Origin of the sequence: Mesorhizobium sp. M1169, from assembly GCF_040318345.1 — a bacterium.
Lineage (GTDB): Bacteria > Pseudomonadota > Alphaproteobacteria > Rhizobiales > Rhizobiaceae > Mesorhizobium.
The window spans coordinates 71,988-96,087 of the sequence record NZ_JAMYME010000003.1 but is presented as its reverse complement, the minus strand read 5'-3'; the positions used below and the strand labels follow the sequence as shown (position 1 = coordinate 96,087).

At 63.8% G+C, this 24,100-nt stretch carries 26 protein-coding genes; 14 read left to right on the top strand and 12 right to left on the bottom strand.

The genetic code is table 11. The features are described 5' to 3' along the window. Positions 1-12: 12 nt before the first annotated feature. The 3 genes from NKH41_RS03960 to NKH41_RS03950 form a co-directional block, all read right to left on the bottom strand. Positions 13-1,443, bottom strand: coding sequence for a putative sulfate exporter family transporter (locus tag NKH41_RS03960; protein WP_352768404.1), 1,431 nt, complete (start codon positions 1,441-1,443; stop codon positions 13-15). Next, a complete protein-coding gene (locus NKH41_RS03955; protein WP_352768407.1) occupies positions 1,440-3,527 on the bottom strand; it encodes a di-heme oxidoredictase family protein in 2,088 nt (695 codons plus the stop codon). Before NKH41_RS03955 ends, NKH41_RS03960 begins: the two co-directional genes overlap by 4 nt. Positions 3,528-3,865: 338 nt before the next feature. After that, positions 3,866-4,579: a GntR family transcriptional regulator gene (locus tag NKH41_RS03950; protein WP_023676076.1), complete on the bottom strand. Its 714-nt coding sequence runs from the start codon at positions 4,577-4,579 to the stop codon at positions 3,866-3,868. Positions 4,580-4,837: 258 nt separating this feature from the next. Between NKH41_RS03950 and NKH41_RS03945 the strand changes: the two genes are divergently transcribed. From NKH41_RS03945 to NKH41_RS03920, 6 genes are all read left to right on the top strand, one after another. Then, positions 4,838-5,926 carry an ABC transporter ATP-binding protein gene (locus NKH41_RS03945; RefSeq protein WP_352768409.1) on the top strand — a complete coding sequence of 363 codons (1,089 nt, stop codon included), beginning with the start codon at positions 4,838-4,840 and terminating at the stop codon, positions 5,924-5,926. Positions 5,927-5,962: 36 nt separating this feature from the next. Further along, on the top strand, positions 5,963-7,252 hold the full coding sequence (locus NKH41_RS03940; RefSeq protein WP_352472208.1) for an ABC transporter substrate-binding protein: 1,290 nt from the start codon (positions 5,963-5,965) through the stop codon (positions 7,250-7,252). Positions 7,253-7,449: 197 nt separating this feature from the next. Beyond that, positions 7,450-8,361 (top strand): ABC transporter permease, encoded by a 912-nt coding sequence (locus tag NKH41_RS03935; RefSeq protein WP_352612193.1) that lies wholly within the window; start codon positions 7,450-7,452, stop codon positions 8,359-8,361. 4 nt (positions 8,362-8,365) lie between these two features. Beyond that, on the top strand, positions 8,366-9,184 hold the full coding sequence (locus NKH41_RS03930) for an ABC transporter permease (protein ID WP_352451583.1): 819 nt from the start codon (positions 8,366-8,368) through the stop codon (positions 9,182-9,184). Between the two features lie 2 nt (positions 9,185-9,186). Next, positions 9,187-9,927 carry an aspartate/glutamate racemase family protein gene (locus NKH41_RS03925; RefSeq protein ID WP_352472211.1) on the top strand — a complete coding sequence of 247 codons (741 nt, stop codon included), beginning with the start codon at positions 9,187-9,189 and terminating at the stop codon, positions 9,925-9,927. Between the two features lie 5 nt (positions 9,928-9,932). Next, positions 9,933-10,769 carry a GNAT family N-acetyltransferase gene (locus NKH41_RS03920; protein ID WP_352768412.1) on the top strand — a complete coding sequence of 279 codons (837 nt, stop codon included), beginning with the start codon at positions 9,933-9,935 and terminating at the stop codon, positions 10,767-10,769. Positions 10,770-10,820: 51 nt separating this feature from the next. On the opposite strand, the gene NKH41_RS03915 is transcribed toward NKH41_RS03920, so the two are convergent. The 6 genes from NKH41_RS03915 to NKH41_RS03890 form a co-directional block, all read right to left on the bottom strand. Further along, entirely contained in the window at positions 10,821-10,967 is a 147-nt protein-coding gene (locus NKH41_RS03915) for a hypothetical protein (protein ID WP_352452379.1), read from the bottom strand. A gap of 76 nt (positions 10,968-11,043) precedes the next feature. Continuing rightward, positions 11,044-12,336 carry an NAD(P)/FAD-dependent oxidoreductase gene (locus NKH41_RS03910; RefSeq protein WP_352768415.1) on the bottom strand — a complete coding sequence of 431 codons (1,293 nt, stop codon included), beginning with the start codon at positions 12,334-12,336 and terminating at the stop codon, positions 11,044-11,046. Continuing rightward, positions 12,333-13,310, bottom strand: a complete 978-nt coding sequence (locus NKH41_RS03905; protein ID WP_352768506.1) for a branched-chain amino acid ABC transporter permease — start codon at positions 13,308-13,310, stop codon at positions 12,333-12,335. Before NKH41_RS03905 ends, NKH41_RS03910 begins: the two co-directional genes overlap by 4 nt. Continuing rightward, positions 13,307-14,215, bottom strand: a complete 909-nt coding sequence (locus tag NKH41_RS03900) for a branched-chain amino acid ABC transporter permease (RefSeq protein ID WP_352768417.1) — start codon at positions 14,213-14,215, stop codon at positions 13,307-13,309. Before NKH41_RS03900 ends, NKH41_RS03905 begins: the two co-directional genes overlap by 4 nt. Further along, entirely contained in the window at positions 14,212-14,961 is a 750-nt protein-coding gene (locus tag NKH41_RS03895) for an ABC transporter ATP-binding protein (RefSeq protein WP_352612204.1), read from the bottom strand. The genes NKH41_RS03900 and NKH41_RS03895 overlap by 4 nt, the downstream gene beginning before the upstream one ends. Next, positions 14,958-15,755, bottom strand: coding sequence for an ABC transporter ATP-binding protein (locus NKH41_RS03890; RefSeq protein ID WP_352612206.1), 798 nt, complete (start codon positions 15,753-15,755; stop codon positions 14,958-14,960). Before NKH41_RS03890 ends, NKH41_RS03895 begins: the two co-directional genes overlap by 4 nt. Positions 15,756-15,880: 125 nt before the next feature. Here NKH41_RS03890 and NKH41_RS03885 point away from each other — a divergent pair, with 125 nt between their 5' ends. From NKH41_RS03885 to NKH41_RS03860, 6 genes are read left to right on the top strand one after another with little or no spacing between them, the layout of a single operon-like run. Next, positions 15,881-16,618: a GntR family transcriptional regulator gene (locus NKH41_RS03885; protein ID WP_352768419.1), complete on the top strand. Its 738-nt coding sequence runs from the start codon at positions 15,881-15,883 to the stop codon at positions 16,616-16,618. Then, the gene (locus tag NKH41_RS03880; protein ID WP_352768421.1) at positions 16,615-17,103 is read left to right on the top strand and encodes a DUF3830 family protein; all 489 of its coding nucleotides are present in this window, start codon (positions 16,615-16,617) and stop codon (positions 17,101-17,103) included. The genes NKH41_RS03885 and NKH41_RS03880 overlap by 4 nt, the downstream gene beginning before the upstream one ends. Continuing rightward, complete coding sequence (locus NKH41_RS03875; protein WP_352472221.1) at positions 17,104-17,463, top strand: TIGR04076 family protein; 360 nt, start codon at positions 17,104-17,106, stop codon at positions 17,461-17,463. Continuing rightward, positions 17,460-18,515 carry an aldo/keto reductase gene (locus tag NKH41_RS03870; RefSeq protein WP_352542252.1) on the top strand — a complete coding sequence of 352 codons (1,056 nt, stop codon included), beginning with the start codon at positions 17,460-17,462 and terminating at the stop codon, positions 18,513-18,515. Before NKH41_RS03875 ends, NKH41_RS03870 begins: the two co-directional genes overlap by 4 nt. Before the next feature lie 8 nt (positions 18,516-18,523). After that, on the top strand, positions 18,524-18,952 hold the full coding sequence (locus tag NKH41_RS03865) for a DUF4440 domain-containing protein (RefSeq protein ID WP_352542251.1): 429 nt from the start codon (positions 18,524-18,526) through the stop codon (positions 18,950-18,952). 48 nt (positions 18,953-19,000) lie between these two features. Then, positions 19,001-20,260: an ABC transporter substrate-binding protein gene (locus tag NKH41_RS03860; protein ID WP_352768424.1), complete on the top strand. Its 1,260-nt coding sequence runs from the start codon at positions 19,001-19,003 to the stop codon at positions 20,258-20,260. On the opposite strand, the gene NKH41_RS03855 is transcribed toward NKH41_RS03860, so the two are convergent. Both NKH41_RS03855 and NKH41_RS03850 read right to left on the bottom strand, forming a co-directional pair. Next, positions 20,254-20,517, bottom strand: coding sequence for a sigma-70 region 4 domain-containing protein (locus NKH41_RS03855; protein ID WP_352503014.1), 264 nt, complete (start codon positions 20,515-20,517; stop codon positions 20,254-20,256). The genes NKH41_RS03860 and NKH41_RS03855 overlap by 7 nt on opposite strands. Before the next feature lie 202 nt (positions 20,518-20,719). Next, positions 20,720-21,259, bottom strand: a complete 540-nt coding sequence (locus NKH41_RS03850; protein WP_352452390.1) for an Lrp/AsnC family transcriptional regulator — start codon at positions 21,257-21,259, stop codon at positions 20,720-20,722. A 48-nt stretch (positions 21,260-21,307) separates the two neighbouring features. Between NKH41_RS03850 and NKH41_RS03845 the strand changes: the two genes are divergently transcribed. Together NKH41_RS03845 and NKH41_RS03840 are read left to right on the top strand one after the other, a co-directional pair. Continuing rightward, entirely contained in the window at positions 21,308-22,489 is a 1,182-nt protein-coding gene (locus NKH41_RS03845) for an MFS transporter (RefSeq protein WP_352612215.1), read from the top strand. A 49-nt stretch (positions 22,490-22,538) separates the two neighbouring features. Beyond that, positions 22,539-22,967, top strand: a complete 429-nt coding sequence (locus tag NKH41_RS03840) for a GNAT family N-acetyltransferase (protein ID WP_352612217.1) — start codon at positions 22,539-22,541, stop codon at positions 22,965-22,967. Here NKH41_RS03840 and NKH41_RS03835 read toward each other — a convergent pair whose 3' ends face one another. After that, entirely contained in the window at positions 22,968-24,098 is a 1,131-nt protein-coding gene (locus NKH41_RS03835; protein ID WP_352612219.1) for an anhydro-N-acetylmuramic acid kinase, read from the bottom strand. Positions 24,099-24,100: the final 2 nt, after the last annotated feature.

Sequence of the window (24,100 nt, the reverse complement as noted above, 5' to 3'; positions counted from 1 at the left end):
GACGCGGCCGGTTCATAGTCTGCTCACGAAATCGAGGATCGCCTGGCGGTCGGCCTCGTCCAGGCCGAAGAAGCGGTCGCGGACGATCTGCGCCGTGCCGCCATGCGCGAACACTGCATCGCGCAGTGTGGTCGCGCGGCCGTCATGCAGGAAGCGCTGGCGCAGGCGGATGCCGACCAGCGGCGTTGTCCGCCATTCGGCGCCGATGGCGTTACCCTGGATGATCTTGTCGTCGAGCGCCGATCCCATGTCGTGCAGTAAAAGGTCCGAGTAGAGCCTGACTTCGCCTTTTGCGCCCGCCAGCGCCGGCACATGGCATTTGGCGCAGCCGACCAAAGCGAAGAGCCTTCCGCCATCGCTGGCCAGCATTGCGCTTTCGCTCGAGACCGATGGCGAGGCCGGGAAGCCGGCCGAGAACGGGATCAGTGCGCCATAGGCCAGGGTTGCCGACAAAAGCACTCCGCTGGAGCCGAGGCCGATCAGGCGCCACGCACCGCCGGCTTCGGCGAGACGGCCGATGCGTGTGGTGATCCCGAGCGCGACCATCACCATCAGGAACAGGAACTGGTCGACGTCGAGAATGCCGCGGCGCAATTGCGGATCGAGAGTGATTTGCGAATTGAGCATCACCACGCCGATGAAGGCGACGATGAACCACGGGAACGGGATCGGCGTTGCTCCGGGCGCGCTCTTGCGGCCGCGAAAGAACGTGCCGATGGCCAGCAGAAGCGGGATGAGCATCAGCACCTTGCTGAGCTTGACGAGGGTAGCGGTGTTCAGCGCCCCGTCCGAGACTGCGAAGGAGGCGCCGTAGACCTGCGCCAGTTCGAAGATGCTCGCGCCGACGAACACGCCGTAGAGCCGGTCGTCGAGATGCGGCAGCCAGCCGCCCAGGAACATCACGGGATAGACGAGCAGCGCCGCGGTGCCGCTGAGCGTGATCAGGGCGATCGCAACCCCCGCGCTCTGGTCGCGTGCGCGCATCAGCGCAGCCACTGAGAGAATGGCGGCTGCGCCGCAGACGGCGCTTCCGACCGCGACCAGCAACGCGATCTCGGCCTCCAGCCTGAACAGCCTACGTGCGATGGCGTAGAGCAAAGCCGCGACCAGGATCAGTTCGATGGCCGCCACCGCGAGCGGCATCAGCCCGAGATCGAGGAACAGTCGCGTCGTGACGCGGAAGCCGACAAGGACGACCGCCAGGCGCAACAGGTAGCGCTTGGTGAAGTCGAGCCCCGGGCGCAGGACGTCGGGGCAGGCAAAGCTGTTGCCGATCAGCAGCCCGAAGAGCATGGCGACGAGGACCGGATTGCGCGACAGCGGCTCGCCCAATCCGCCGGCAATCCAGCCGCCCGCAAGGGCGAGCGCGGCCGCCACGGCGATACCGGGCAAGATCGAGCGCGCTTGTTCCGGCGCATGCGAAAACGTCAGGGCGATGCTCATCGCCTGGCCTCCTCGGCCGGGGTGAGCATTCGCAGATAGGCAGCCACCGCCTCGATCTCTCCGGACCCTTGTTCGACGGGTTGCGTGTCCGTCCCGCTGTGGCCGGAGACGACGCTGGTGATGCCGAGCTCCCTGGTGAAAGCGTCGGCGACCATCTCTTCGAGGACCGCAATGTCGGCCTTCCAGCCATAGCGGCCGACGCGCGTCGCGCCGTTGGCATCGAGGACATAGTGCGGGCGGCCCTTGATCCCGTCGCCTTTGCTGACTGCCTGCGCCTCGATGACGCTGTCGGGTATGTCGTCTATGCCAGCGACGCCGTAGAGGCTGGGCGGCATGCGCAGCGAGATGACATTGGCCTGCTGCGGCAGTGCAGCCGGTTCAGCCGCGATGCCGGCACCATCGCGCAGCATGTAGCGCCGGGCGACCGGGCTGTTGGGATGATCGATCGGGACAGTGCGCCCGGATCCCGGATCCATATGGGCTATCCTGCGCGCGAAACGGTTCTCATCCGCGCTCGCACCGCCGGGGCCGGGATGGCAGGACAGGCAGGACGTCGCATTGAACAATGGTCCAAGACCGGTCCGCGGCGTGAAATCGGTCTGAAACAGCTCCCTTCCGCGAGCGGCGAGATCGGGGTTGGCGGCAGCATTTTGCGTCTGCTGGGCCGTCGCCGACACGCCGTGCTCGTCAAAAGCAGGGACCTCGAGCAGCGCTCCGTCGCGGCCGGGAAATCCGGGAAGCTCGCCGCCTATCGTTATCCAGATCCGCTGCGCGTCCGCCGACGTTGCGATGGCTCGCAGGCGATCGCCGCCGAGAGGCCCAAGGCCAGGGATGTCGATCGTCGCTCGGGCGAGAAGCCGGCCGTCCTGGCTTATGCGCAGTAGCGAGCCGTCGCCGCGATTGGCGACGAACAGGTCCGACCCGCCGGCAAGCGTCGTATGGCTCGAAAAGTGCGGATTGGCGATCTCGGGGACAGCGGCGGCGATGTCGACTGGACGATCGAATTCCGGCAGCGAGACCATGCCAGCCCCGGCGACCGTGAAATGCCGCCGGTCGTCTTGCAGTTTCAGCAGCACCAGCCGGTCGCGGCCGGGGTCGGCGATGTAGAGAACACGGTCCGGATTCCACTTGAAGGCAATGCCGATGACGCCGGGATCGTCGCCGCTGTTGCGGCCCATGCTCACCGTGCCAGGGCCGGCTAGGCCGTCGACACCGTCCTGGACATGGATCTGGACCACGCTGCCGTCCGCAGTGACCGCGGCGAACACGGCAAATCCGCTGCCGTCCGGTGACGGGCCGAGAAACGCCGTTCCGAGTGCACCGGTCTGCAGCCCGCCGGGCGTCAGTTGGCCGCTTGCCCGGTAGTTCAGCCGCTTCGCCAGCCATCCATTGGCCAGCCAGCCGCGCGCCAGCCATCCAGTGGGTTGAGCGATCTGCGCTTGTTTGCGATCGGTAGACCGGCCGGCGAACACGCCGCCGGCCTCGCGGCTTGGCGCATTGTCGAGCGGGGCTCCGTCGGGGTCGACGACGGTGACGCTGCCTTCGCCGGCCAATCCGTTCGGCGCGTTGGCGATCCAGGGCCTTCCAAAGGCGTTGTTGATCGAGATGTAGCGCGGTCCGGATGCCGCCGCCAGCCGCGCCGTTCGAGCCTGGCCATTGTAGCGCCGGTTGAGGAATGGCTCGCTCTGCGCCGTGTAGAGCTGGACTGGGCTCGCTCCGCCATAGTCGGCTAGATCTTGGTCGGTGAGATCCTGCGGAACCAGGATCGTGCCCGATTTGTCGCCGCGCGGATCGATCGACAGGATCGCGCCAGGTTTGAATACGAGATCGCCTGGGGGCGCGCCGAAATTGCTGCCTACCGCGACCAGAACCCTAAGCGGATCGAGCACACGTCCTTCGCGCGTGGTCAGCAGGAATTCCGGATTTCCCGGTATCGGTCCGCCACTATGAAAACGCCCCACCTCGCGCACGCCGGCCACGCCCGGCAGCCCGACGGCGACGATACGGGCGCCCAGGCGCCAGGCGGAGATGTGATCGCTGGTGAAGCCCACCGTCGACAGCAAGATGAAAGACACAGCTGTCATTCCGGAGATAATCCGGCCAAACGAAAGGTCCAGCGAGGCGCAGCTTCCTCGCGACCGACGAGTTTTGACGAAATCCATAAGCACCGCGGCAAGGCCCTTGCGCATTGCGACATCCCCGGCTCGATACCTCGATGCGTCTACATGCGGCCCCGAGCATGTGACGCTTATCTCGACGCAATCATTGAACAGGTGCACTTACGTATCGTGTACGGCACCTCAACCGCCGGCCGTATCTTGCGCTTTGGGGGAAGGCGTGCGCCGCGCGCGCTTCGCAAGGCAAGCGCTTGTCGGGCAAAGGTGATTATGGGCATGGCGAGGTTGCCGCGAACGGCAAATTTTCAGAACTCGAGCGCCTGCCTGAGTGCCGGGCCGCTCCTGACGCGCAAATCGAGGTCGGCCTCGATATGGTCGATGTGGTGCAGCATCAGCGCGCTGGCGCGTTCGGCATTGCCATTTTCCAGCGCCTCGAGGATCTGCGTGTGTTCGTTGTGGCCGCAGCTCGAGATGCCCGAGCGGCCATAGAGTGCGATCACCAGCGATGAACGAGCGACCAATTCCTCCATGAAGCGCTGCAGGATGACGTTTCCCGCGACCGACGCCAGAAGCAGGTGAAAATCCCCCGACGCCTTGATCTCCGATCGCCTTGCGTTCGGTCCGCGTTCGGCGATGAAACGGCCTTCTTCGTCGAGCTGGGCCTTGAACGCGGCGACATGCGCCGGCGTCATCCGTCCGGCGGCGGCGATCGCGATGCCTGGTTCGATGAGCCGGCGCGAAGCAAAAACCTGCCGCGCTTCCTCCGGCGACGGATTGGCGACGAAGGCGCCGCGATTGCGCTCGGTGCGCACCAATCCCTCGAAGGAAAGCATCTGCAGTGCGGCACGCGCCACGGTGCGGCTGACATCGAACAGCGTGCCGACTTCGCCTTCGGAAAGCTTTGTTCCCGGCGCCAGCCGGCGATCGACGATCGCGTCGCGCAACTGGTCGCGGATCGCCTGCGCGCGATCCTCGTTGGCGGCCTCGATAGCAGGGAAGGTCTGGTCGGCAATGTTCATGGCAGTGGTCCTGCGTTCTTCTACCCTGAATCGCATCGCTTGGACGAGAGACAAAGTGAATACAGAGATGAAAAAGATTGCATACGATCTTTGCGGAGATCGGCGGCAATCGCCTATAATTTGTGCATTGCACAAGGCCGACGTATCGGCAGCTACATAGAGGCGGCCCTGATTTCTTCGAGGATTCAGTCAGTTGGCGCGGCGGTGCGCAACTGGCACGCATGATGCTTTGGCTAATCCGACCAAAGGGGAAGCTGGATGTCCAAAGCCGCCGAAATCGACATTGTGTCCGTTTCGAAAGTCTATGGCGCGACGACTGCCGTCGAAAGCATCAGCCTGAAAATCCCTGCCGGAACCTATTGCTGCCTGCTCGGTCCGTCCGGCTGTGGCAAGACCTCGACGCTGCGCATGATCGCCGGGCACGAGAGCATATCGAGTGGCGACGTGCGTCTCGGCAACACAGTGGTCACCGACCTGCCGCCGGCCAGGCGCGGCACTGCCATGATGTTCCAGTCCTACGCACTGTTTCCGCATCTCGACCTGATCGACAACGTCGCCTTCAGCCTGAAGATGAAAGGCGTCGGCAAGGAGGAGCGCCGCGCCAAGGCGCTCGACATGCTGAAGCTGATGCAGATGGAGGCCTATGCCAGCCGCCGCCCGGCGCAGCTTTCCGGCGGGCAGCAGCAGCGCGTTGCCCTTGCGCGCGCCTTGATCACCGATCCCGAGGCGCTGTTGCTCGACGAACCGCTTTCCGCGCTCGATCCTTTCCTGAAGATCCGCATGCGAGCCGAACTGAAGAAGCTGCAGACGTCGCTCGGCATCACTTTCGTCCACGTCACCCACAGCCAGGAAGAGGCGATGGCGCTGGCCGACCTGATCGTGGTGATGAACGACGGCCGTATCGAGCAGGCGGCGCACCCTCGCACGGTGTTCGAGCGGCCGGCCACGGCCTTCGTCGCTCGTTTCATGGGCGACCACAATGTCATCTCCGGGCGCGTCGCCGGCAGTCGCGACGGCATGGTCGTTTTCGATGTGCCCGTCGGCGTCACGCTCGCCGCCAGCGGGCAGGGCAGGGAGACCGGGGAACCCATCGACATCGCCATTCGCACCGACCACGTGCGCATCGGCGAGCCGCCGGCAGCCGGGCTCGGCTTCACTGGCATCGTTTCAAACATCGAGTACCGCGGTTCGACCGTGAAGCTCTTGGTCAATGGCGCCGGCATCGAAGATTTCACGGTGATCGTCGACGACACCAGCTTCTTCGCCAGGCCGGTTGCCGTCGGCGACGCAGTGCCGATCGCCTGGGACGCCGAGGACGCGATCGTCCTTGGCCGTCTCGATTCCTGAAATCCAGCATAACCAACCAAAACAGGGGAACTGAACATGACCAACACCACCGACAAGAAGACTGGAATATCGCGACGTTCGCTGCTCAAGACAGGTGCCGCCGCCGTCGGTTTCGCCGCCGGTTCCGGCGCCATATCTGGCTTTCCGACCATCTGGGCGCAATCGAACATTACGCTGCGCCAGTTCGGCACCGGCGTATCCAACCTCAATGCCATCGCCGACAAGTGCAAGGCCGACCTCGGCATCACGCTGGAGATGACAGCAACCGATTCCGACGCCGCCGCGCAGCGCGCCGTGACGCAGCCCGACAGCTACGACATCGCCGACATCGAATACTGGATCTGCAAGAAGGTGTTCCCGACAGGCGTCCTGCAGCCGATGGATGTCAGCAAGCTGAAATATTACGACGAGCTGGTGCCGCTGTTCAAAACCGGCAAGCTGACGCCGGACAGCGTCATTGCCCAGGGCACCGCGCCGCATACCGTCGGTTACGTCGAGGCGCAGGACAGCAAGGTCTTCGCCAAGGCGCCGACCAACTGGTTCACCATGGTGCCGACGATCTACAATGCCGATACGCTCGGCATCCGCCCCGACCTCGTCGGCCGCGATATCACCACCTGGGCCGACATCATGGATCCGGCCTTCAAGGGCAAGACCGCCATCCTCAACATCCCGTCGATCGGCATCATGGATGCGGCGATGATCATGGAGGCAACGGGCAACATCAAATACGCCGACAAGGGCAACATGACCAAGGAGGAGATCGACAAGACGATCGACTTCCTGATCAAGGCCAAGCAAGCCGGCCAGTTCCGCGCCTTCTGGAAATCCTTCGACGAGAGCGTCAACCTGATGGCTTCAGGCGAAGTCGTAATCCAGTCGATGTGGTCGCCGGCCGTGGCCGCGGTCCGCTCCAAGGGCATCGCGTGCCGGTTCCAGCCGCTCAAGGAAGGCTACCGGTCCTGGGGTGGCGGGCTTGGCCTGGCAGCCCATCTCTCCGGCGCCGAACTCGATGCCGCCTATGAATACATCAACTGGTACACGTCCGGCTGGGTTGGCGGCTATCTCAACCGCCAGGGCTATTACTCGGCCAACATGGTGTCGGCCAAGAAGTTCATGTCCGAGGACGAGTGGGGCTACTGGATCGAAGGCAAGCCGGCAAAGGGCGATATCCTGTCGCCGGACGGCAAGGTCATGGAAAAGGCTGGCGCCGTGCGTGACGGCGGCTCGTTCGAAGAGCGCATGGGCAAGGTCGCCTGCTGGAACTCGGTCATGGACGAGGACCGCTACATGGTGAAGCGCTGGAACGAGTTCATCGCTGCTTGATGCCCTCTGCCTTCTCCCCTTGTGGGAGAAGGTGGATTGGCGCGCAGCGCCAAGACGGTTGAGGGGTGCTGGACGGAGCACTGTTGGTGCCAAGCTGGAACACCCCTCATCCGACCGAGCTTCGCTCGGCCACCTTCTCCCACAGGGGGAGAAGGGAACACCCCTCAGTCGCATCGCCGACTTCGACCGAGATATAGATGGCAGTAGCGCTCGAACAATCCACGCACGTTACGTCTGCAAAGCCTGCCAGACGCAGGCGCTCCTTTGCCGGAGTCGCACCCTATCTCCAGGCGGCACCGCTGGCGCTGATCCTCGGCGCGTTCCTCCTGCTGCCGATCCTGATGATCGCCGTGGTCTCATTCTGGGACTACGATTTCGCAGCGATGTATCCGGATTTCCTGACCACCAATTATTCCGACACGCTCGGCTCCTGGGTCACCTGGAAAACCTACTTGAATACACTGAAATACGCCGCCATCGTCTGGGCGCTGACGCTGTTCATCGGTTTCTGGGTCGCCTATTTCCTTGCCTTCCATATCAGGACCACGGCCATGCAGATGGTGCTGTTCCTTGTCTGCACGGTGCCGTTTCTGACCTCTAACATCATCCGCATGATCTCGTGGATTCCGGTGCTTGGCCGCAATGGCCTAGTCAACTCGACGCTGGTGCAAATGGGGCTGATCCCGAAGCCGATCGAATGGCTGCTCTATTCCGAATTCGCCGTGGTGCTGGCTATGGTGCATCTCTATACGCTGTTCATGGTGACGCCGATCTTCAACACGCTGATGCGCATCGACAAGTCGTTGATAGAAGCCGCGCGCGACGCCGGTGCTTCCGGCTGGCAGGTTCTGTGGAACGTCGTCATTCCGCTCGCCAAGCCCGGCATGGCGATCGGCACCATTTTCGTCGTCACCCTGGTGATGGCCGACTTCTCGACGGTGCAGGTGATGTCCGGCGGGCAGAGCGCCTCCGTCGCGCTGATGATGAAGAACCAGATGTCGCTGCTGCAATATCCGGCAGCTGCCGCCAACGCCGTCGTGCTCTTGGTGCTGGTGCTGCTGATGGTCGCGGGCATCCTGCGCATCGTCGACATCCGCAAGGAGCTGTGAGGCGATGAGCCAGGACAAGCGCACCCTCGAATTCTATGTGTTGGCGGCGTTCTTCGGTCTTTTCGTGTTGTTCCTCTACGGCCCGCTTTCGGCGATCCTGATCCTCTCTTTCCAGGGCGAGAACGGCGGTCTGACATTTCCGCTGAACGGCGTGTCGCTGCACTGGTTCGCCAATTTGTTCGAGCGCCAGGCGGTCGGCGACTTCGGCGGCAGCTTCAAACGCTCGCTCGTCCTTGGCCTGATGGTGATGGTCGTCACTGTCGCCGTGTCGCTGCTCGCCGGCCTGGCCTTCCGGCAGAAATTTCGCGGCGCAACCGCACTGTTCTATCTGGCCGTCGCCAGCCTGGTCGTGCCGTCGATCATCATCAGTCTCGGCATCGGCGTCGTCTTCCAGCAGATCGGCTTCCGCCCCGCCTGGTACACCTCCGCTTTCGGCGCCCATCTGACCTGGACCTTGCCTTTCGGCGTGCTGATTATGTTTGCTGTCTTCAACCGGTTCTCGCCAGCCTATGAGGAAGCCGCGCGCGATCTCGGAGCATCGTCGTGGCAGACCTTTGCCCATGTCGTGCTGCCGATGATCGCGCCCAGCCTGATCGGCGTCGGCCTGTTCGGCTTCACTCTGTCATATGACGAGTTCGCCCGCACGCTGATGACCTCGGGCACGTTCAACACGTTGCCGCTCGAAATCTACGGCATGACGACGAATGTCACGACGCCGGTGCTCTATGCGCTGGGCACCGTGACGACCGTGTTTTCCTTCCTGGTGATCCTGCTGACGCTCGGCGCAATCGTCTATGTCGGCCGCCGCCGCGAGCGTGCCTGACAGTGCAGATCCTCGTCGTCAATCCAAACACCACCGCCAGCATGACCGACACTATCGCGGCGGCAGCCCGATCGGTCGCTGCTCAATCGACGAAGATCGTTGCCGTCACCTCGTCGATGGGACCTGTATCGATCGAAGGCTATTACGATGAAGCACTTGCCGTGCCCGGCCTGCTGGTCGAGATCGCCGCCGGCGAACGCTCCGGCGCGCAAGCCGCGATCATTGCCTGTTTCGACGACACCGGCCTCGATGCCGCGCGCGCCATGGCCAACATTCCGGTCATCGGCATTTGCGAGGCATCGCTCAGCACGGCCTCGTTCATCGCCCAGCGCTTCACCGTCGTCACCACCACCGGACGTTCGCGCGTGCCGGTCGAAGGCCTGGTGCAACGCTATGGCATGGCGGGGCGGGCACGCGTGCGCGCCGCCGACATCCCGGTTCTTGCCCTCGAAGATCCGGCGTCCGACGCACTGCTCAGGCTGCGCAGCGAGATTGCGCGCGCCATCGACGAGGATCGCGCCGAGGCGATCGTGCTCGGCTGTGCCGGCATGGCCGATCTGGCGGCGGCGCTGCAGCGGGAATTCGGGCTTCCGGTCATCGACGGCGTGGGCGCTGCCGTGAAACAGGCCGAGGCATTGATCGCCCTTGGCCTGACGACATCCAAGCGCGGCGCCTATGCAAGCCCGTTGGCAAAGTCTTATCATGGCGCGTTGAAATCCTTCGCGCCTGGCGCCGCCGAGTGATCGCAATGCCCCGAACGATCCGAACGCTCGCACGTGAAGAAGTGCAAACCCTTGTCGATTGGGCGGCGGCGGAAGGCTGGAATCCCGGCCTTAACGATGCCGCGCTGTTTCAGGCAGCCGACCCGCAGGGCTTCATCGGCGCCTTTATCGATGGCGAGATGGCGGCCGGCATTTCGGCCGTTGCCTATGGCGACGGTTTCGGCTTCATCGGCCTCTACATCTGCCGGCCGAACAGGCGTGCCCAAGGTCATGGCAAGGCGGTCTGGGATGCCGGCATAGCGCGGCTCGGCAACCGCACGATCGGCCTCGACGGCGTTGTCGAACAGCAGGTCAACTACCGCAACATGGGTTTTGCACCGGCCTACCGGACGATCCGGTTCATGGGGTCACCGAATGTGCCGGCAGCCGTCGGCAACGACATTCGCGCCATAGGGCCGGAACTCGTGCCGGACATACTGGACTATGACCGCCGCTTCTTTCCCGGTCCGAGGCGATCCTTCCTGGAACACTGGCTGCGCCCGCCGCATATGGCGCTTGCGATCCTCAAGCACGGCGCCATTGCGGGATACGGCGTCGCGCGCCAATGCCGGGACGGCTGCAAGATCGGCCCGCTCTTTGCCGACAGCCTGGACGCGGCAAGCCATCTCTTCGCCGCGCTCGCGCACATGTCCGGTCCCGGAAACGTCCATCTCGACGTTCCCGAAACCAGCCGGCAATTTGCAGACTTGCTGTCGTCCGCAGGCCTTCAACCGGGCTTCGAGACGGCTCGGATGTACAAGGGAAAGGCGCCGCAGCTCGTGCAGTCCGGAGTTTTTGCGATAACGACGTTGGAGTTGGGGTGAGGCGGTACAAGCCGACTTCCAGTGCAAAGTCGGGCAACAGGACTACGCGGTCTATTTTTCCTGAACTGAAATGCCGGAATCATCGATGCGAAGTTCCACGCCTTTCGGCCTAGTCTCCTCGCGATAAACGTAAATCCCCAACGCAATAACGGCGACGGCCAAAGCGCCGATGATGAGATAAAGATAGTTCTGCTTCATCCGCTGTCGTTAACAACATGGTGTGGGCGAGTCTAGCAGTTCGGGTATCAGGACGGCGGCCAGAGACGCACGTCGATCAGCCATCCAGCCGGTCGCGCAGCATGCTCCAGGGGAGCACCATGTTTGGTGCATGCCGCATCAGGCTATGGAACGGGATCGGCGACGGCGGCGCAAACGGCAGCGGCAAATCCTGAGGCTTTGTGCCATCAGCCCAATCCGCAAGCACCTTGCCCATCGCAGTGGTCATGGCGATGCCGCGTCCGTTGCACGCGAAGCCGGCGATCAGCCCGGGGCCGAGATCGACGAGGTGCGGCAGGAAGTCGGGCTCGACGGCAGCCATCCCCGACCAGCTGTATTCAAGCGGCGGGATGTCCGGGAGATCGAGATATCTGGCAAGCCGCCGCCAGATCGCCCGCGGCACCCGCGTGTCGGCACCGGGGCCAAAAACATGCATGCCGCCGGTGATCAGCCTGTTTTCGCCGTCGAAGCGGAAGGTGAGGAGATTGCGTCTTGTGTCGCCGACGCCTTGCCCGCCAGGAAGCAGGCGAGTGCGTATTTCGCGCGGCAGCGGCGCTGTCGCGATCTGGAAGATTTTCAGCGGGAAATAGGTTCGCTGCAACGCCCGATCCAGCGCTCCGCCATAGGCGTTGGTGGCGACCAGCACCTTTCCTGCGCGTACCGAACCGGAGGCCGTCTTCAAAGCCCAACCATCGCCTATGTGATCGATCGACGCGACACGCGTATGCTCGAAGATGCGCGCTCCGGCCTTTTCCGCCGCGTCGGCCAATCCGCGCGCATATTCGACCGGATTGAGGACGCCACCCGATCTGTCGATCCAGCCGCCGAGATAACCGCGAACGCCGGTCAGCTCTTCGACCGCCTGTCTATCCAGCGCAATAGCCGGCCTTCTGCGCGGTGCCCATTGTTCGGCGCGCGATCTGGTCTTTTGCAAAGCAGCCGGTGAATGGGCTGGTTGTATCCAGCCGCTCTGGACGGCATCGCATTCGATGGCATGCCGCCTGATCAGGTCGAAGACGAGGTCGGCGCTGCCGGCGGCGAAATCGACAAGGCGTTCGCCGCGTTCGGGCCCGAGTTGGGCAATGATATCGTCGGGGTCTCTTTTCGCGAAATTCGGCACGACGAAGCCGGCATTCCTGCCGGTTGCCCCCCAGGCGATGATTTCCGCCTCGAGGACGGCAACCGAGATGCCTTTCTCGGCACTGTGCAGCGCGGTGGAAAGGCCTGAAAACCCGCCGCCGACAATTGCCAGATCGACATCGAGTGCGCCTTCGAGGGTGGGCCGGTCGCGGCGACTGCGGCTGACGGCATGCCAAAGGGAAACGCCGTGCGGCCGGGTCACAGCGTTCATGAGCCGCTCTCGCTCGGGGCCACGCGTCGACGTTTGCCGAACCTTGGACGCCGCGGCCTGTCGCCAAACAGGCCGTTCGGCCTGACCAGAAGGATGACGCACAGCATCACGCCAATGGCGACGATCTGCAGCGAAGCGGCGCGGGCCTGCTGTTCCGGCGAGAACAACATACTGGTCAAGGCTCCCGATCCGGCCCATATCGCCCAGACCAGGATGCTGCCGATGACGGCGCCGATGTTGCTGCCCGAGCCACCGACGATCAGCATCACCCAGACCTGGAAAGTCAGTGCCGGCAAATAATTGTCCGGGGCGATGAAGCCGGTGAAATGCGCCTGCAGCGCACCGGCAAGCGCCATGATGGCGCCACCGACGGCAAAGGCCTGGACGCGGTAGAACCGTGCGCTTTTGCCTAGGGATATCGCGGCCCGCTCATCCTCGCGAAGCGCCTTCAACACGCGCCCCCACGGGCTGCGCGACAGATGCTCCAGCGCGAGATAGACGATCAGCGTCACCACCGAGACGATCGCAAGGTTCGAAAGGTTGAACAGCAACGGCGTTTCGGCAAGGCCGCCGAACGGACGCGGAATAAAGCCGATGCCGAACGGCCCGCCGGTCAGCTTCTGGGCATTGAGCGCTGCCAGTTGCACGACGACGGCGACGCCGAAAGTAGTGATCGCCAGATAGTCCGATCTCAAGCGTAGCGTGGCAATGCCGGTGATGGCGGCGGTGACGCCGCCCAATAGCATGGCGCCAAGCCAGCCGATAAGGATCGGCAGGTCGAAGCCGCCCAGGCGCGCGGCATCGTCGGGCGTGGTCAGCAGCGCCGAGGTGTAGGCGCCGATGGCAACGAAGCCGGCGACCCCGACATTGAAAAGCCCGGTCAGCCCCCATTGCAGATTGAGCCCGAGCGTGATGAGCGAAAAGATCAGCGCGGTGGTCAGGAAGAAGGCGCCGTAGCCGAGCAGATCCATCAGCGTTCCCTCACTCCGAAAAGGCCGATGGGCCGCACGAACAGCACCGCCATCAGGATGATGAACGAGACGGCTGCCCGCCATTCGGCGCCGATCAAATGCACGGCAGCCGCTTCGGCCATGCCGATGATCAGGCCGCCGAGAACGGCGCCAGGCACGCTGCCGATGCCGCCGAGGATGGCGGCCGCGAACATCGGCAGCAGCATCTCGAAACCCATGAACGGGCGGATCTGGATGAGAATGCCGATCATGACGCCGGCGACGCAGGCCAGCGCGCCGCCGATGATCCAGGTGACGCGCACCACCCTGGCGACGTCGATGCCGACGATGCGGGCAAGTGCCGCGTTCTGGCTCAATGCCTGCATCGAGCGGCCGGTCTGGGTCCGCGCCATCAGGAGATGCACGCCGAGCACCAGCACGGCGGTCAGCAGCAGCAGCGCGATCTGGTCCGGGGTGATGCGGATGCCGAAACCTATCGGTATGGCGATCTGGATCGCCCGGCTGAAATAGGTCGGACGCGAGGTGAAGATGAATTCGAGCAGGCTTCTCAGCGCCATCGAGGCGCCGAAGCTCGCCATCACCACGATGATCGCCTGGCCCTTGGCCCGCAGCCGCGCGAACAGCACCATGTCGAGCACCAGCGCCAGCAGGCCGGTGGCCGCCATGCCGATGATGAGCGCGACGATCAGCGGCCAACCGAAGGAGAGGGGCGCGATCGGCGCGATCTTGCCGAAAATCGCGCCAATGGCGCCAACCACGGCGAGCGTCGCATAGGCGCCCCAGGCCATGAAGTCGCCATGGGCGAAGTTCGAGAAGCGCAGGATCGAATAGGTGAGTGTCACGCCGATGGCGCCGAGGCCGATCATCGAGCCTGCCAGCAGTCCGTCGACGACGAATTGCAGGTTCATGCCGCGCTTCCTTGTCCAAGATCGAGGCGGCGCTGGCCAAGATAGAGTTCAGCCACGACCGGGTCGCTCCAGAGCTCGGAGGCGACGCCTTGGTGCCGCTCCTTGCCCTCAACCAGCACATAGGCGCGGTCTCCAATGGCAAGCGCTGCCTTGGCGTTCTGTTCGACCAGCAGGATGGTGACGCCGGACTTTCGGATGCCGGCCAGCATCTCGAACACCGTCGCCACGAACTTCGGCGACAGGCCGGCCGACGGCTCGTCGAGCACCAGCACCTTGGGATGGACGATCAACGCCCGGGCGACAGCCAGCATCTGCCGCTGTCCACCCGACAGATTGCCCGCGGCCGTTCTGCGCTGACGGGCGAGATCGGGAAAGGCCGCATACATTTCCTCGATGCGGGCTGGGACCTCGCGCGGCCTCAGGATGCCGCATGCTACCCTGAGATTGTCCTCGACCGACATCAGCGGGAAGATGTTCTCTGTCTGTGGCACGAAGGCAAGGCCAAGGCGGACCATGATGTGAGCGGGCGACGCCGTGATATCCTTGCCGTCCAGCAGCACCGCGCCGCCGGTGATCGGGACAAGGCCGGCGATGGCCTTGATAAGGCTCGACTTGCCGGCGCCGTTGGGACCGAGAACGACGACGATCTCGCCCTGGTCGACGGTGATCGAAGCGCCGCGCACGATCGGAACGCCAGGCTCGTAGCCGGCTTCGAGATCGCGGACATCGAGTACCTTTTGGCTCATGCCGTGCCTCCGAGGTAGGCCTCGATGACGCGCGGGTCGCGCGCCACCTCCTCCGGAGTCCCTTCGCACAGAAGCTGGCCGCTCGCCATGACCAGGACGCGGTGGCAAAGCCGCGTCACCATGTCGATATTGTGCTCGATCAGCAGGAAGGTGATGCCGCGCGCATTGATGTCGCGGATGCGATCGATAATGATCTCGAGCAGGGTTGCGTTGACCCCGGCCGCCGGCTCGTCGAGCAGGATGATCGCCGGGTCGGCCATCATCACGCGGGCCAACTCGAGCAGCTTGCGCTGGCCGCCTGAAAGCACGCGCGCAGGTTCGTGCGCGAGGTGAGCGATCGTGACGAGCTCGAGCAGTTCGACGGCTCTTGTCTCGGCAGCCCTCTCTTCGGCAGCGACTCGCCGGGGCGTCAGGAAATTGGCGAGCAGTTTTTCTCCAGTCTGTCCTTGCGCGGCCAGCATGACGTTTTCGATCAGCGTCAGGTTAGGCAAGGGCCGGGGGATCTGGAACGTGCGGCCAAGGCCGCGGCCGATGCGGCGATGGGCTGCTTCCCCCGACACCGATACGCCATTGAGGAGGATTTCGCCGCTGGTCGGCAGAATGCTGCCGGCGAGCAGGTCGAACATCGTGGTCTTGCCGGCGCCGTTCGGGCCGATGAGGCCGAGTATTTCACCCGGCCGGACGTCAAACGAGACATTGTTGACCGCGACGAGGCCGCCGAAGCGCTTGACGACGTTCCTGGCCGTCAGAACCGGCGTGCGGATCTCCTCCTGCCGTTCCGTCGTGTCGCCCATGAATCCCTCAGGCCGAAAGCGATCTTCGCCGCCAATGATTTGATTTGTGATCACACTTGCTTTGATCACGCTATTCGGCTTTAATTTCTTCCGCAAGCCGAAAACGGCCAAGACCGGGATTGCCCATGCAGAAGGCCGCCATCGAAAAGAACAATGAGGTGATCGCAGCCCAGCTTACGCCGGTCGGCCGCGAGACCGTGCAGGATCGCGTCTATTCGGAGCTGCGCCGCGCCTTGATCGGCGGCCTTTTCGAGCCAAGCCAGGTTCTGACCATCCGCGGCCTCGCCGACGCGCTGGTCACCAGCACCATGCCGGTGCGCGAGGCGCTCGGACGGCTGATCACCGAGAAGGCGCTGGAGGCGCTTCCCAACCGTTCGGTGCGCGTGCCGCCGATCACGCTGGAGCGCATCGACGACCTCTTGCGCGCCCGCTCCCTGATCGAGGGCGAAGCGATCGCCCTGGCCGCCACGCGCATCAACGCGCGCCAGATCGCTTCGGTCGAAGCCATGCTGGGGCAATGGGACGAGATGCGCGCGCTCAAGCACAAGAAGGATATCGACCGCGAGGCCACGCTCAATCAGAGCTTCCATTTCGAGATCTACCGTTGCTGCGGTTCCGCCGTGCTGATCCCGATGATCGAGAGCCTCTGGTTGCAATCGGGGCCTTGCATCCGCGTTGCCATCTACGCCTTCTCCGACGCCGGCGAGGTCGATACGGCCCACTACCACCGCAGCATTGTCGCAGCGCTTGCGAGGCAGGATGCGCAAGCGGCGCGCGAGGCGCTGGTGGCCGATATCAGCCGGCCCTTCGCCTTTCTGCGCGACAAGCTCCAATCCACAAGCAAGGAAGGATTGAGGGCATGACGGCGCCTGGCATCAGCATCACCGAGCCACGCTCGAAGCTTTCCGTGACCGCGCTGCTGTTGCCTGAAAAGGCGCCCGACAACGCTGCCTTCCTGCTGGCGTATCTCGAGCAGCCGCGCGTCGTTGCCGGCATCCATGCTATGTGGACGGGGCCGGAAATCTCCTGCCCGGTTCCATCAGCCGAACTTGAGGGCCAAACCTATGCCAGGCCCTTGCCGGCGGAGAACGCAACGCTGACGCCGCAGCCGGGCGACATCGTGTTGTCCTACGTGCCGCCGCGCATGTGGGGCGGCAACCCGAATGCCATCTTTGACGTCGGCCTGTTCTACGGAGCGGGTGCACGCCTGCTGTTCCCGATCGGCTGGCTTGCCGGAAGCGTCGTCGCGCAGCTGGTGCCTGAGGATCGCGATAAATTCGCAGCCGCTTGTGGCGTGATCCGCCGCAACGGTGCCTGCGACATCACCTTCACCCGGGTGGAGATCTGAATGGCTGAGACCGACGACAGTTTTGAGCTCTTCGACCTTCGCGTCGAGGCGGTTATCCCCGAGGGCAAGCCGATCTATTGCGGCGCCAAGCCCGGCGACTATTTCGAGTTGAAGGGCGAGATGCTGTCGATGCCAGCGGGGCAAGGTTTCTCGATCTATTCCATTGCGGCAGTGTTGCCGCTTCTGGCCGCAAAGCAGCGCCCGACCCACAGGAACGACTGGATGACGTCGGACGCCGAGATCGCTTGTCCGGATCCCAATTGTGCCAGCCGGCTGAGGATCGTCAGGACCGGCAAGCGGCGGTTCAGCCATGCCGAAACGACGGCGGTGCCGCTGCCGAAGGAGAATGACCGGAGATGACCGCCAAGGCTTTCGAGCTCAGCCCCGGCTATACGATCTCGCGCGTTATTCGCGGCGGCTGGCAGCTTGCCGGCGGGCACGGCGCGATCGACCGCCAACAGGCGGTAACCGACCTGATCGCCACCTTCGACGCCGGCATCAGGACCTATGATTGCGCCGATATCTATACCGGTGTAGAGGAGCTGATCGGCGCGGCACGCCTGCGCCTTGCCAATGAGCGTGGCCTTGATGCTGCCGCCAAGATGAAGGTGCACACCAAGCTGGTGCCTGACCTCGAACGGCTTTCCACGATCAGCCGCGACTACATCAGCAGCATCGTCGAGCAATCGCTGCGGCGGCTGAAGACCGAGCGGCTCGATCTCGTGCAGTTCCACTGGTGGGACTATGCGCTGCCCGGCTATGTCGAAGCGATGGGCTGGCTCAACGAAATCCGCAGGGAAGGCAAGGTGCGCAACATCGGCACCACGAACTTCGACACGCCGCGGTTGGCCGAGATCCTGGCCGCCGGTGTGCCGCTGGTCAGCCAGCAATTGCAATACTCGGTGCTCGACCAGCGGCCAGCCAACAGCCTTGCAGCGCTCGCCAGCCGGCACGGCGTCAGTTTCCTCTGCTACGGTTCGGTGGCTGGCGGCTTCCTCAGCGAAAAATGGCTTGGCGCTGCCGAGCCGCAGACGCCGCTCGAAAACCGATCGCTGGTCAAATACAAGCTGATCATTGACGACTTTGGTGGCTGGGAGCTTTTCCAGGAGTTGCTTCGCACACTGAAGGCCGTCGCCGACCGCCACGGCGTCGATATCGCCACCATCGCCAGCGCCTGGGTGCTGGAGCAGCCGCAAGTGGCGGCCATCATCGTCGGCGCTCGCAACCAGGCGCACGCCCTTGCCAATTCCAGAATCATGGACGTCGCGCTCGATGCCGACGACCGGGCGAGGATCGCTGCCGTGATCGCGCAAAGCCGTGGGCCGCTGGGAGACGTCTACACTTTGGAACGCGACCGTCACGGCCGCCACGGCTCGATCATGCATTACAATTTGAATGCAGGCAGGAAATGAACGCGGCCATGGACGAAAAGCCCTCCTTGCTTTCCCGCGCCAGCGCCGAGGTGGTCGATCTCCACCGCTTCTTCGTCGACTGGTTCAATGCGGCGAGTGCGGACAATTCAGATTTCAGGCGCTTCGAACGCGTCATGGGCGAAGGCTTCCGCATGGTTGTGCCGGACGGCCAGGTCCTCGATCGTGACGCGGTGCTCGACCATGTCAGGGCAAGCCGCGCCACTTGTGACGGCGATTTCACCATCTCGATCGAGGAAATCCGGGCCGGCTGGCAACAAGGCGACACGATCGTCGTCAGCTACATCGAAGCGCAGCAGCGCGCCGGCAAACATAGCCGCCGCCGCTCAAGTGCCGTTTTCACCACCAGTTCATCGGCGCCCAACGGCGTCGAATGGCGACATCTGCATGAAACCTGGCTGCAGATGCCGGAAGGCTGAACAGGCTCAAGACATCAATGAGAGTCGTGTAACGAAAGGGGAACAACAATGAAAAAGACCATACTTCAGATCACCACCGCGCTCGCACTGCTGACAGCGGCCGGCGCAGCGCAAGCCGCCGATTGCAAGATCACCGTCGGCCTCGTCATGGAACTGACAGGCCCGGCCGGCGAGTACGGCCAGGCCGGCGCCAAATCGGTTGAGATGGCCTTCCGCGACATCAACGATGCGGGCGGCGTCCGCGGCTGCGATCTCGCAACCGACACGCGCGACAGCCAGAGCCAGGGCAACATTGCGGTCGACGCCGCGACGCAGCTCGTGCAGGTCAAGAAGGTGCCAGTGATCATCGGCGGCATCATCTCCTCGGTGTCGATCCCGATCCTGACCTCGGTCACCGCTCCGGCCAAGATAGTCCAGGTGTCGCCTGCTTCCTCGTCGCCGACGCTGACGGCGCTCGGGCGCGACGGCAAGACCAACGGCATCTTCTTCCGCACCATCACATCTGATGCGCTGCAGGGCGTCGCCGCCGCCAAATATGCCATCGACAAAGGCTTCAAGAAGCTGGCGGTCATCCACGTCAACAACGACTTCGGCGTCAACATGGTGGCGGAATTTTCGCGCGCCTATAAGGCACTCGGCGGCACCATCGTCTCCGACACGCCCTACAATGAAAAGCAGTCGAGCTATGCCTCGGAAGTGACGGCGGCGATGGCCGGCGAGCCCGACGGGCTTTATCTCATCAGCACGCCTGTCGACGGCGCAACCATCGCCCGCACTTGGATTTCGCAGGGCGGTGTCCAGAAATTCCTGCTCAATGACGGCATGAACAGCCCGGACTTCATCGAATCCGTTGGCGCGGATTATCTGAAGGATGCGTACGGCACTTCCTCCGGCACCAGCCCGACCGCATCGACCGAGTATTTCACCAAGAACTACAAGGAATTTTCGGGCATCGAACCGTCGAACCCGGCGGCCGACCGGTCGTATGATGCCGGCGCCATCGTCGGCCTGGCCATCGCCATTGCGGGCTCCGAGGATCCAGCCAAGATCAAGGAGGCGATGTACAAGGCGGTCGACCCGGCCGGCACGCCGATCTATGCCGGCAAGGACGAGTTCGCTAAGGCGCTCGGCCTGATCAAGGATGGCAAGCCGATCCGCTACGAAGGCGTCATCGGCCCGGTCGCCTTCGACAAATACGGCGACATCACCGGCCCGTTCCGCCTCTGGAAGATCGTCGACGGCAAGGTGACGACCGACGGCGAAATGACGACGGATGACGTCAACGCCCTGCAGGCGAAGCTTCAGTAAGCCGCCCATGTCTTGTCCGGCATCGATCCCATTCCATTGAGGTTGATGCCGGACACTTGCATGTCCTGTTGCTGGTCAGGCCGGCCTGGAAACGACCACCGCACCAGCCCAGAGCGGCCTCGGTTCAACGCAGCTTTGACACCACCCACGGTCGAGCCGACGAGATCGGCAATCTCTTCCAGCGAATAGTCGAAGACATCCTTGAGCAGGACGCAGGCGCGCTCCTTGGGCGGCAGATGGATCACCAGCCGCTCGATGGCGCGATCCGCGCCCTGGCCCGCCGTCCAGCGAAATGAAGCTGCCCACGATCAATTTTCTCATCGCGTGTCTCCGGTTGCGCAACAGGCATCCAGTCGGATCCAAGAACCGGCGCAAACGAACCGGCCCGACGGATGACCACAGGATGCTTGCCTGAGACGTTTCCGGTTCGACTTTGGATACGCGTGAGAATCGTTTGAGCTAATAAAGCGGCTTGGCCATATGCCGGGGGGTCGGCCATTCCGTCGTTATCCCCGGCTGCACCGGCCGCTCGAGATAGGTCGACAGGACCACATAGCTTCGGGTCGAGGTGACGCCGGGTGTTTCGTAGAGGCGCGACAGCAGGCCCTCGAGCGCCCGCGTGTCCTCGGTGCGGACCTTGATCAGCATGCATGTGTCGCCGGCCACCGAATGGATCTCCTCGACTTCGGGGTGTTCGGAGATTGCCATCAGCTCCGGCGTCTTTCCCCACCCCTTTGTGTCGATATGGACGAAGGCAAGCAGCGGCTTGTGCACCGCCTTGGGATCGATGATGACCGCGGTGTTGCGGATGGCGCCGCTGCGCCGGAGGCGCTTGACGCGTTCATGGGCTGCCGGCGGTGAAAGGCCGACGCGGTCGCCGAGCTCGGCATAGCTGATCGTGGCGTCGTCGACCAGAACGCCTAATATTTTTCGGTCGGTTGCATCGATATCGCGGGCGGCGGGCCTGTTCTGCGGAATGCCATCTGTTTCTTCATCCATATTAAAATTCCCGATTGATGCAGAATTTAATACGGCCATTATTGCCATATGTCGAACACTGATCAAGTCGCCACATTCGCAGCGGCGCCCAGGCCGCCAATCCCGGCACTCGCTTACCTGCTGACGGGGTGCATTGCCGTGATCGGCTCGAACTCGCTGGTGCTCGGTCCGATCGCGCCGGCGGTGGCCGCGTCCTTCGGCACAAGCGTGCCGGCGGTTATGATCGCGTCGGCCGCGTTCGGGCTCGGGACGTCGGCAAGCGCCTTGTTCCTGGCGCGCTATATCGATCGGCTTGGCGCCCGCCGCATGCTGCAAGGGGCGTTGCTGCTGCTGGCGATAGCGCTCGTCGCCAGCGCCGCTGCGCCGACCGTGACGGCGCTGGTCGCGGCCCAGCTTCTCGCCGGCATCGCTGCAGGTGTCGCCATGCCGGCAATCTATGCCAGCTCCGCCGCGATTGCGCCGCCCGGCCGCGAAAGCGGCACCATAGGCGTCGTGCTGACCGGCTGGACGCTGAGCATGGTCGCCGGGGTTTCGCTGTCGGCCGTGCTTGCCGATCTGGTGCATTGGCGCGCCGTATTCGCTGCGGTCGCGGTGCTCTCAGCACTCGCCTTGGCCAGCCTGTCGCTGACCTCGCTCAGCGATGTCAGGAAGAGCGGTCCGGCACCGACGCCGCTGGGTGCGTTGGCCGTTCCGGGCATAGTGCCGCTGCTGGTCGCCTGCGCGGCCTTCATGACCGCGTTCTACGGCATCTACGGCTATCTGGGCGATCACCTTCACAACGGCTTGGGACGGCCGGTCAGTGCCAACGGGCTGGCCGCGCTCGCCTATGGTGTCGGCTTTGGCGCGGCGGCACTTCTTGACGGCGTTATCGACCGCTTAGGCGCGCGGCGTGTCATGCCATTTGCCTATCTGCTTGTCGCGGTCGTCTATGTAGTGATTGCCGCGGCAAGCAGTAGTTTTCATCTGACCATAGTGGTGATAGCCGTCTGGGGCCTTGCCAATCATTTCGGGCTGAACGTCCTGGTGATGCGCCTGTCGGCGCTCGACCCTGCGCGTCGCGGCACGATCATGGGTTTGAACAGCGCGGTGACCTATCTTGCGGTGTTCGTCGGCACCACGGCGTTCGGACCGCTCTATTCCACGTTCGGTTTTGCAGCATCGGCGGTGATTGCAGCTTTGCTCATGCTGATCGCTGCTGCGGCAGCGGCGTGGCGTTCGCCGAAGCTATAGCGCAGCAAGGCTTGCTTCTCGGGCCCGTCCTTCGATAGATGCTTGGCGGATGAACAATACAACGCTTGAGACAACCGCCGACCCCTTGCCGCACGAGCTGGCTTTTCTCGGAGAGCGGCTTGCGGCGTTCAACGACAGTGATGTCGGCGCCTCCTGCAGGAAGGCATTGGCCGTGTTCGTGCGCGATGAGCACGGCGCTATTGTCGCCGGCATCTCGGGATATACAGCCTGGGGCTGGCTCTATGTGCAATGGCTCTGGGTCGATGAAAAACTGCGCGGTCACCGCATGGCCGGCAGGATGCTCCAGGCGGCCGAGAGGGAGGCGATCGCCCGCGACTGTCACGGCGCCTGGATCGACACGTTCAATCCCAAGGCCGCCAAGGCCTATGAGCGCCAGGGCTATTTGCCCTTCGGCGTGCTTGCCGATTTCCCCATTGGCCGCAGCCGTATCTTCCTGCAGAAGAAATTGTTGGCTTAGTTAGCCGGCAAGGCGTCCGCCGCGCATCGGCTGGGGCACGCCGGTCGTACTGGGAAAGCTGATCGGCAAGCCCCTGAGCACGCGCACTGCCAGGAACGCAAAACACTCCGCCTCCACCGCATCGCCCTTCCAGCCAAGCGCCTCGGCCGGAACCGCTTCCACGCCAGCGCGGCTGGCAAGCATGGCCATGATCGTTGGGTTGTGTCGACCGCCACCGCTGACCACCAGCCGCTTCGGCCGGCGCGGCAGAAGATCGAGCGCCTTGCCGACGGCGGCCGCGGTGAAGGCCGTCAGCAGGGCTGCGCCATCCTCGGTGTTCATTCCGTCCGCCATCGAGGCGCCGAAATCGAAACGGTCCAGCGATTTCGGATAGGGTTTGGTCAAATACGGATGCTGCAGGAGCTTGGCCAGCCGTGCCTCGTCGACCGTGCCGGCGCGGGCAAGGGCGCCGTCGCGGTCCATTTCGCCGAGCCCCTTCGATTTGATGAAATCGTTCAGCGGTGCGTTGGCGGGCCCGGTGTCGAAGGCAACAACATTGCCCGTGCCGTCCCACCAGGTGATGTTGGCGACGCCGCCGAGATTGAGCACCGCCGTGTCGCCGGTGGCGTCGGCTTCGCGCAGCAGCGCGGCGTGATAGGCGGCCGACAGCGGCGCGCCCTGGCCGCCGGCGCGCATGTCGGCCGAGCGGAAGTCATAGGCGACCCTGGTGCCAAGGATGGCATGCATCAGCTCGCCGTCGCCAAGCTGGCGGGTCTGGCCCAGTCGGCCCACTTGCGGGGCACGGTGCAGCACGGTCTGGCCGTGGAAGCCGACGACCCCTATATCGGCCATCGTCAGCCCGTGGCTTTCGACCAGATCCTTGACTGCCGCGGACTGGGCGCGCGTCAGCGCTTCCTCTGCCTCGTGGAAGATTGCCGGTTCCGGTCCGGTGAAATTCCAGCTCCTTGCCTGCCGCAGCGTCTCTTCCAGCAAGGTCCGGATCGACTGCGGGTAGGGGGCCAGCGTGTAGATGCCGAAGTCGTCAATCCGTTCGCCGTCGGTCTTGATCAGCGCGACATCGATATTGCCGTCCAGCACGGTGCCGGTCATCAGGCCGACGGCCCACATGGGTTCGCCATTTTTCGGATTCATGG

Excerpts from the sequence above, each read along its gene's own strand:
- NKH41_RS03890 (WP_352612206.1), bottom strand. The coding sequence starts at position 15,755 with ATGGGCGACACGACGGAACGGCAGGAGGAGATCCGCACGCCGGTTCTG.
- NKH41_RS03935 (WP_352612193.1), top strand. The coding sequence starts at position 7,450 with ATGGCAGTAGCGCTCGAACAATCCACGCACGTTACGTCTGCAAAGCCT.
- NKH41_RS03885 (WP_352768419.1), top strand. The coding sequence starts at position 15,881 with ATGCAGAAGGCCGCCATCGAAAAGAACAATGAGGTGATCGCAGCCCAG.
- NKH41_RS03960 (WP_352768404.1), bottom strand. The coding sequence starts at position 1,443 with ATGAGCATCGCCCTGACGTTTTCGCATGCGCCGGAACAAGCGCGCTCG.
- NKH41_RS03930 (WP_352451583.1), top strand. The coding sequence starts at position 8,366 with ATGAGCCAGGACAAGCGCACCCTCGAATTCTATGTGTTGGCGGCGTTC.
- NKH41_RS03900 (WP_352768417.1), bottom strand. The coding sequence starts at position 14,215 with ATGAACCTGCAATTCGTCGTCGACGGACTGCTGGCAGGCTCGATGATC.
- NKH41_RS03920 (WP_352768412.1), top strand. The coding sequence starts at position 9,933 with ATGCCCCGAACGATCCGAACGCTCGCACGTGAAGAAGTGCAAACCCTT.
- NKH41_RS03860 (WP_352768424.1), top strand. The coding sequence starts at position 19,001 with ATGAAAAAGACCATACTTCAGATCACCACCGCGCTCGCACTGCTGACA.
- NKH41_RS03915 (WP_352452379.1), bottom strand. The coding sequence starts at position 10,967 with ATGAAGCAGAACTATCTTTATCTCATCATCGGCGCTTTGGCCGTCGCC.
- NKH41_RS03875 (WP_352472221.1), top strand. The coding sequence starts at position 17,104 with ATGGCTGAGACCGACGACAGTTTTGAGCTCTTCGACCTTCGCGTCGAG.
- NKH41_RS03870 (WP_352542252.1), top strand. The coding sequence starts at position 17,460 with ATGACCGCCAAGGCTTTCGAGCTCAGCCCCGGCTATACGATCTCGCGC.
- NKH41_RS03880 (WP_352768421.1), top strand. The coding sequence starts at position 16,615 with ATGACGGCGCCTGGCATCAGCATCACCGAGCCACGCTCGAAGCTTTCC.
- NKH41_RS03845 (WP_352612215.1), top strand. The coding sequence starts at position 21,308 with ATGTCGAACACTGATCAAGTCGCCACATTCGCAGCGGCGCCCAGGCCG.
- NKH41_RS03950 (WP_023676076.1), bottom strand. The coding sequence starts at position 4,579 with ATGAACATTGCCGACCAGACCTTCCCTGCTATCGAGGCCGCCAACGAG.
- NKH41_RS03910 (WP_352768415.1), bottom strand. The coding sequence starts at position 12,336 with ATGAACGCTGTGACCCGGCCGCACGGCGTTTCCCTTTGGCATGCCGTC.
- NKH41_RS03840 (WP_352612217.1), top strand. The coding sequence starts at position 22,539 with ATGAACAATACAACGCTTGAGACAACCGCCGACCCCTTGCCGCACGAG.
- NKH41_RS03850 (WP_352452390.1), bottom strand. The coding sequence starts at position 21,259 with ATGGATGAAGAAACAGATGGCATTCCGCAGAACAGGCCCGCCGCCCGC.
- NKH41_RS03865 (WP_352542251.1), top strand. The coding sequence starts at position 18,524 with ATGGACGAAAAGCCCTCCTTGCTTTCCCGCGCCAGCGCCGAGGTGGTC.
- NKH41_RS03955 (WP_352768407.1), bottom strand. The coding sequence starts at position 3,527 with ATGACAGCTGTGTCTTTCATCTTGCTGTCGACGGTGGGCTTCACCAGC.
- NKH41_RS03945 (WP_352768409.1), top strand. The coding sequence starts at position 4,838 with ATGTCCAAAGCCGCCGAAATCGACATTGTGTCCGTTTCGAAAGTCTAT.
- NKH41_RS03835 (WP_352612219.1), bottom strand. The coding sequence starts at position 24,098 with ATGAATCCGAAAAATGGCGAACCCATGTGGGCCGTCGGCCTGATGACC.
- NKH41_RS03895 (WP_352612204.1), bottom strand. The coding sequence starts at position 14,961 with ATGAGCCAAAAGGTACTCGATGTCCGCGATCTCGAAGCCGGCTACGAG.
- NKH41_RS03940 (WP_352472208.1), top strand. The coding sequence starts at position 5,963 with ATGACCAACACCACCGACAAGAAGACTGGAATATCGCGACGTTCGCTG.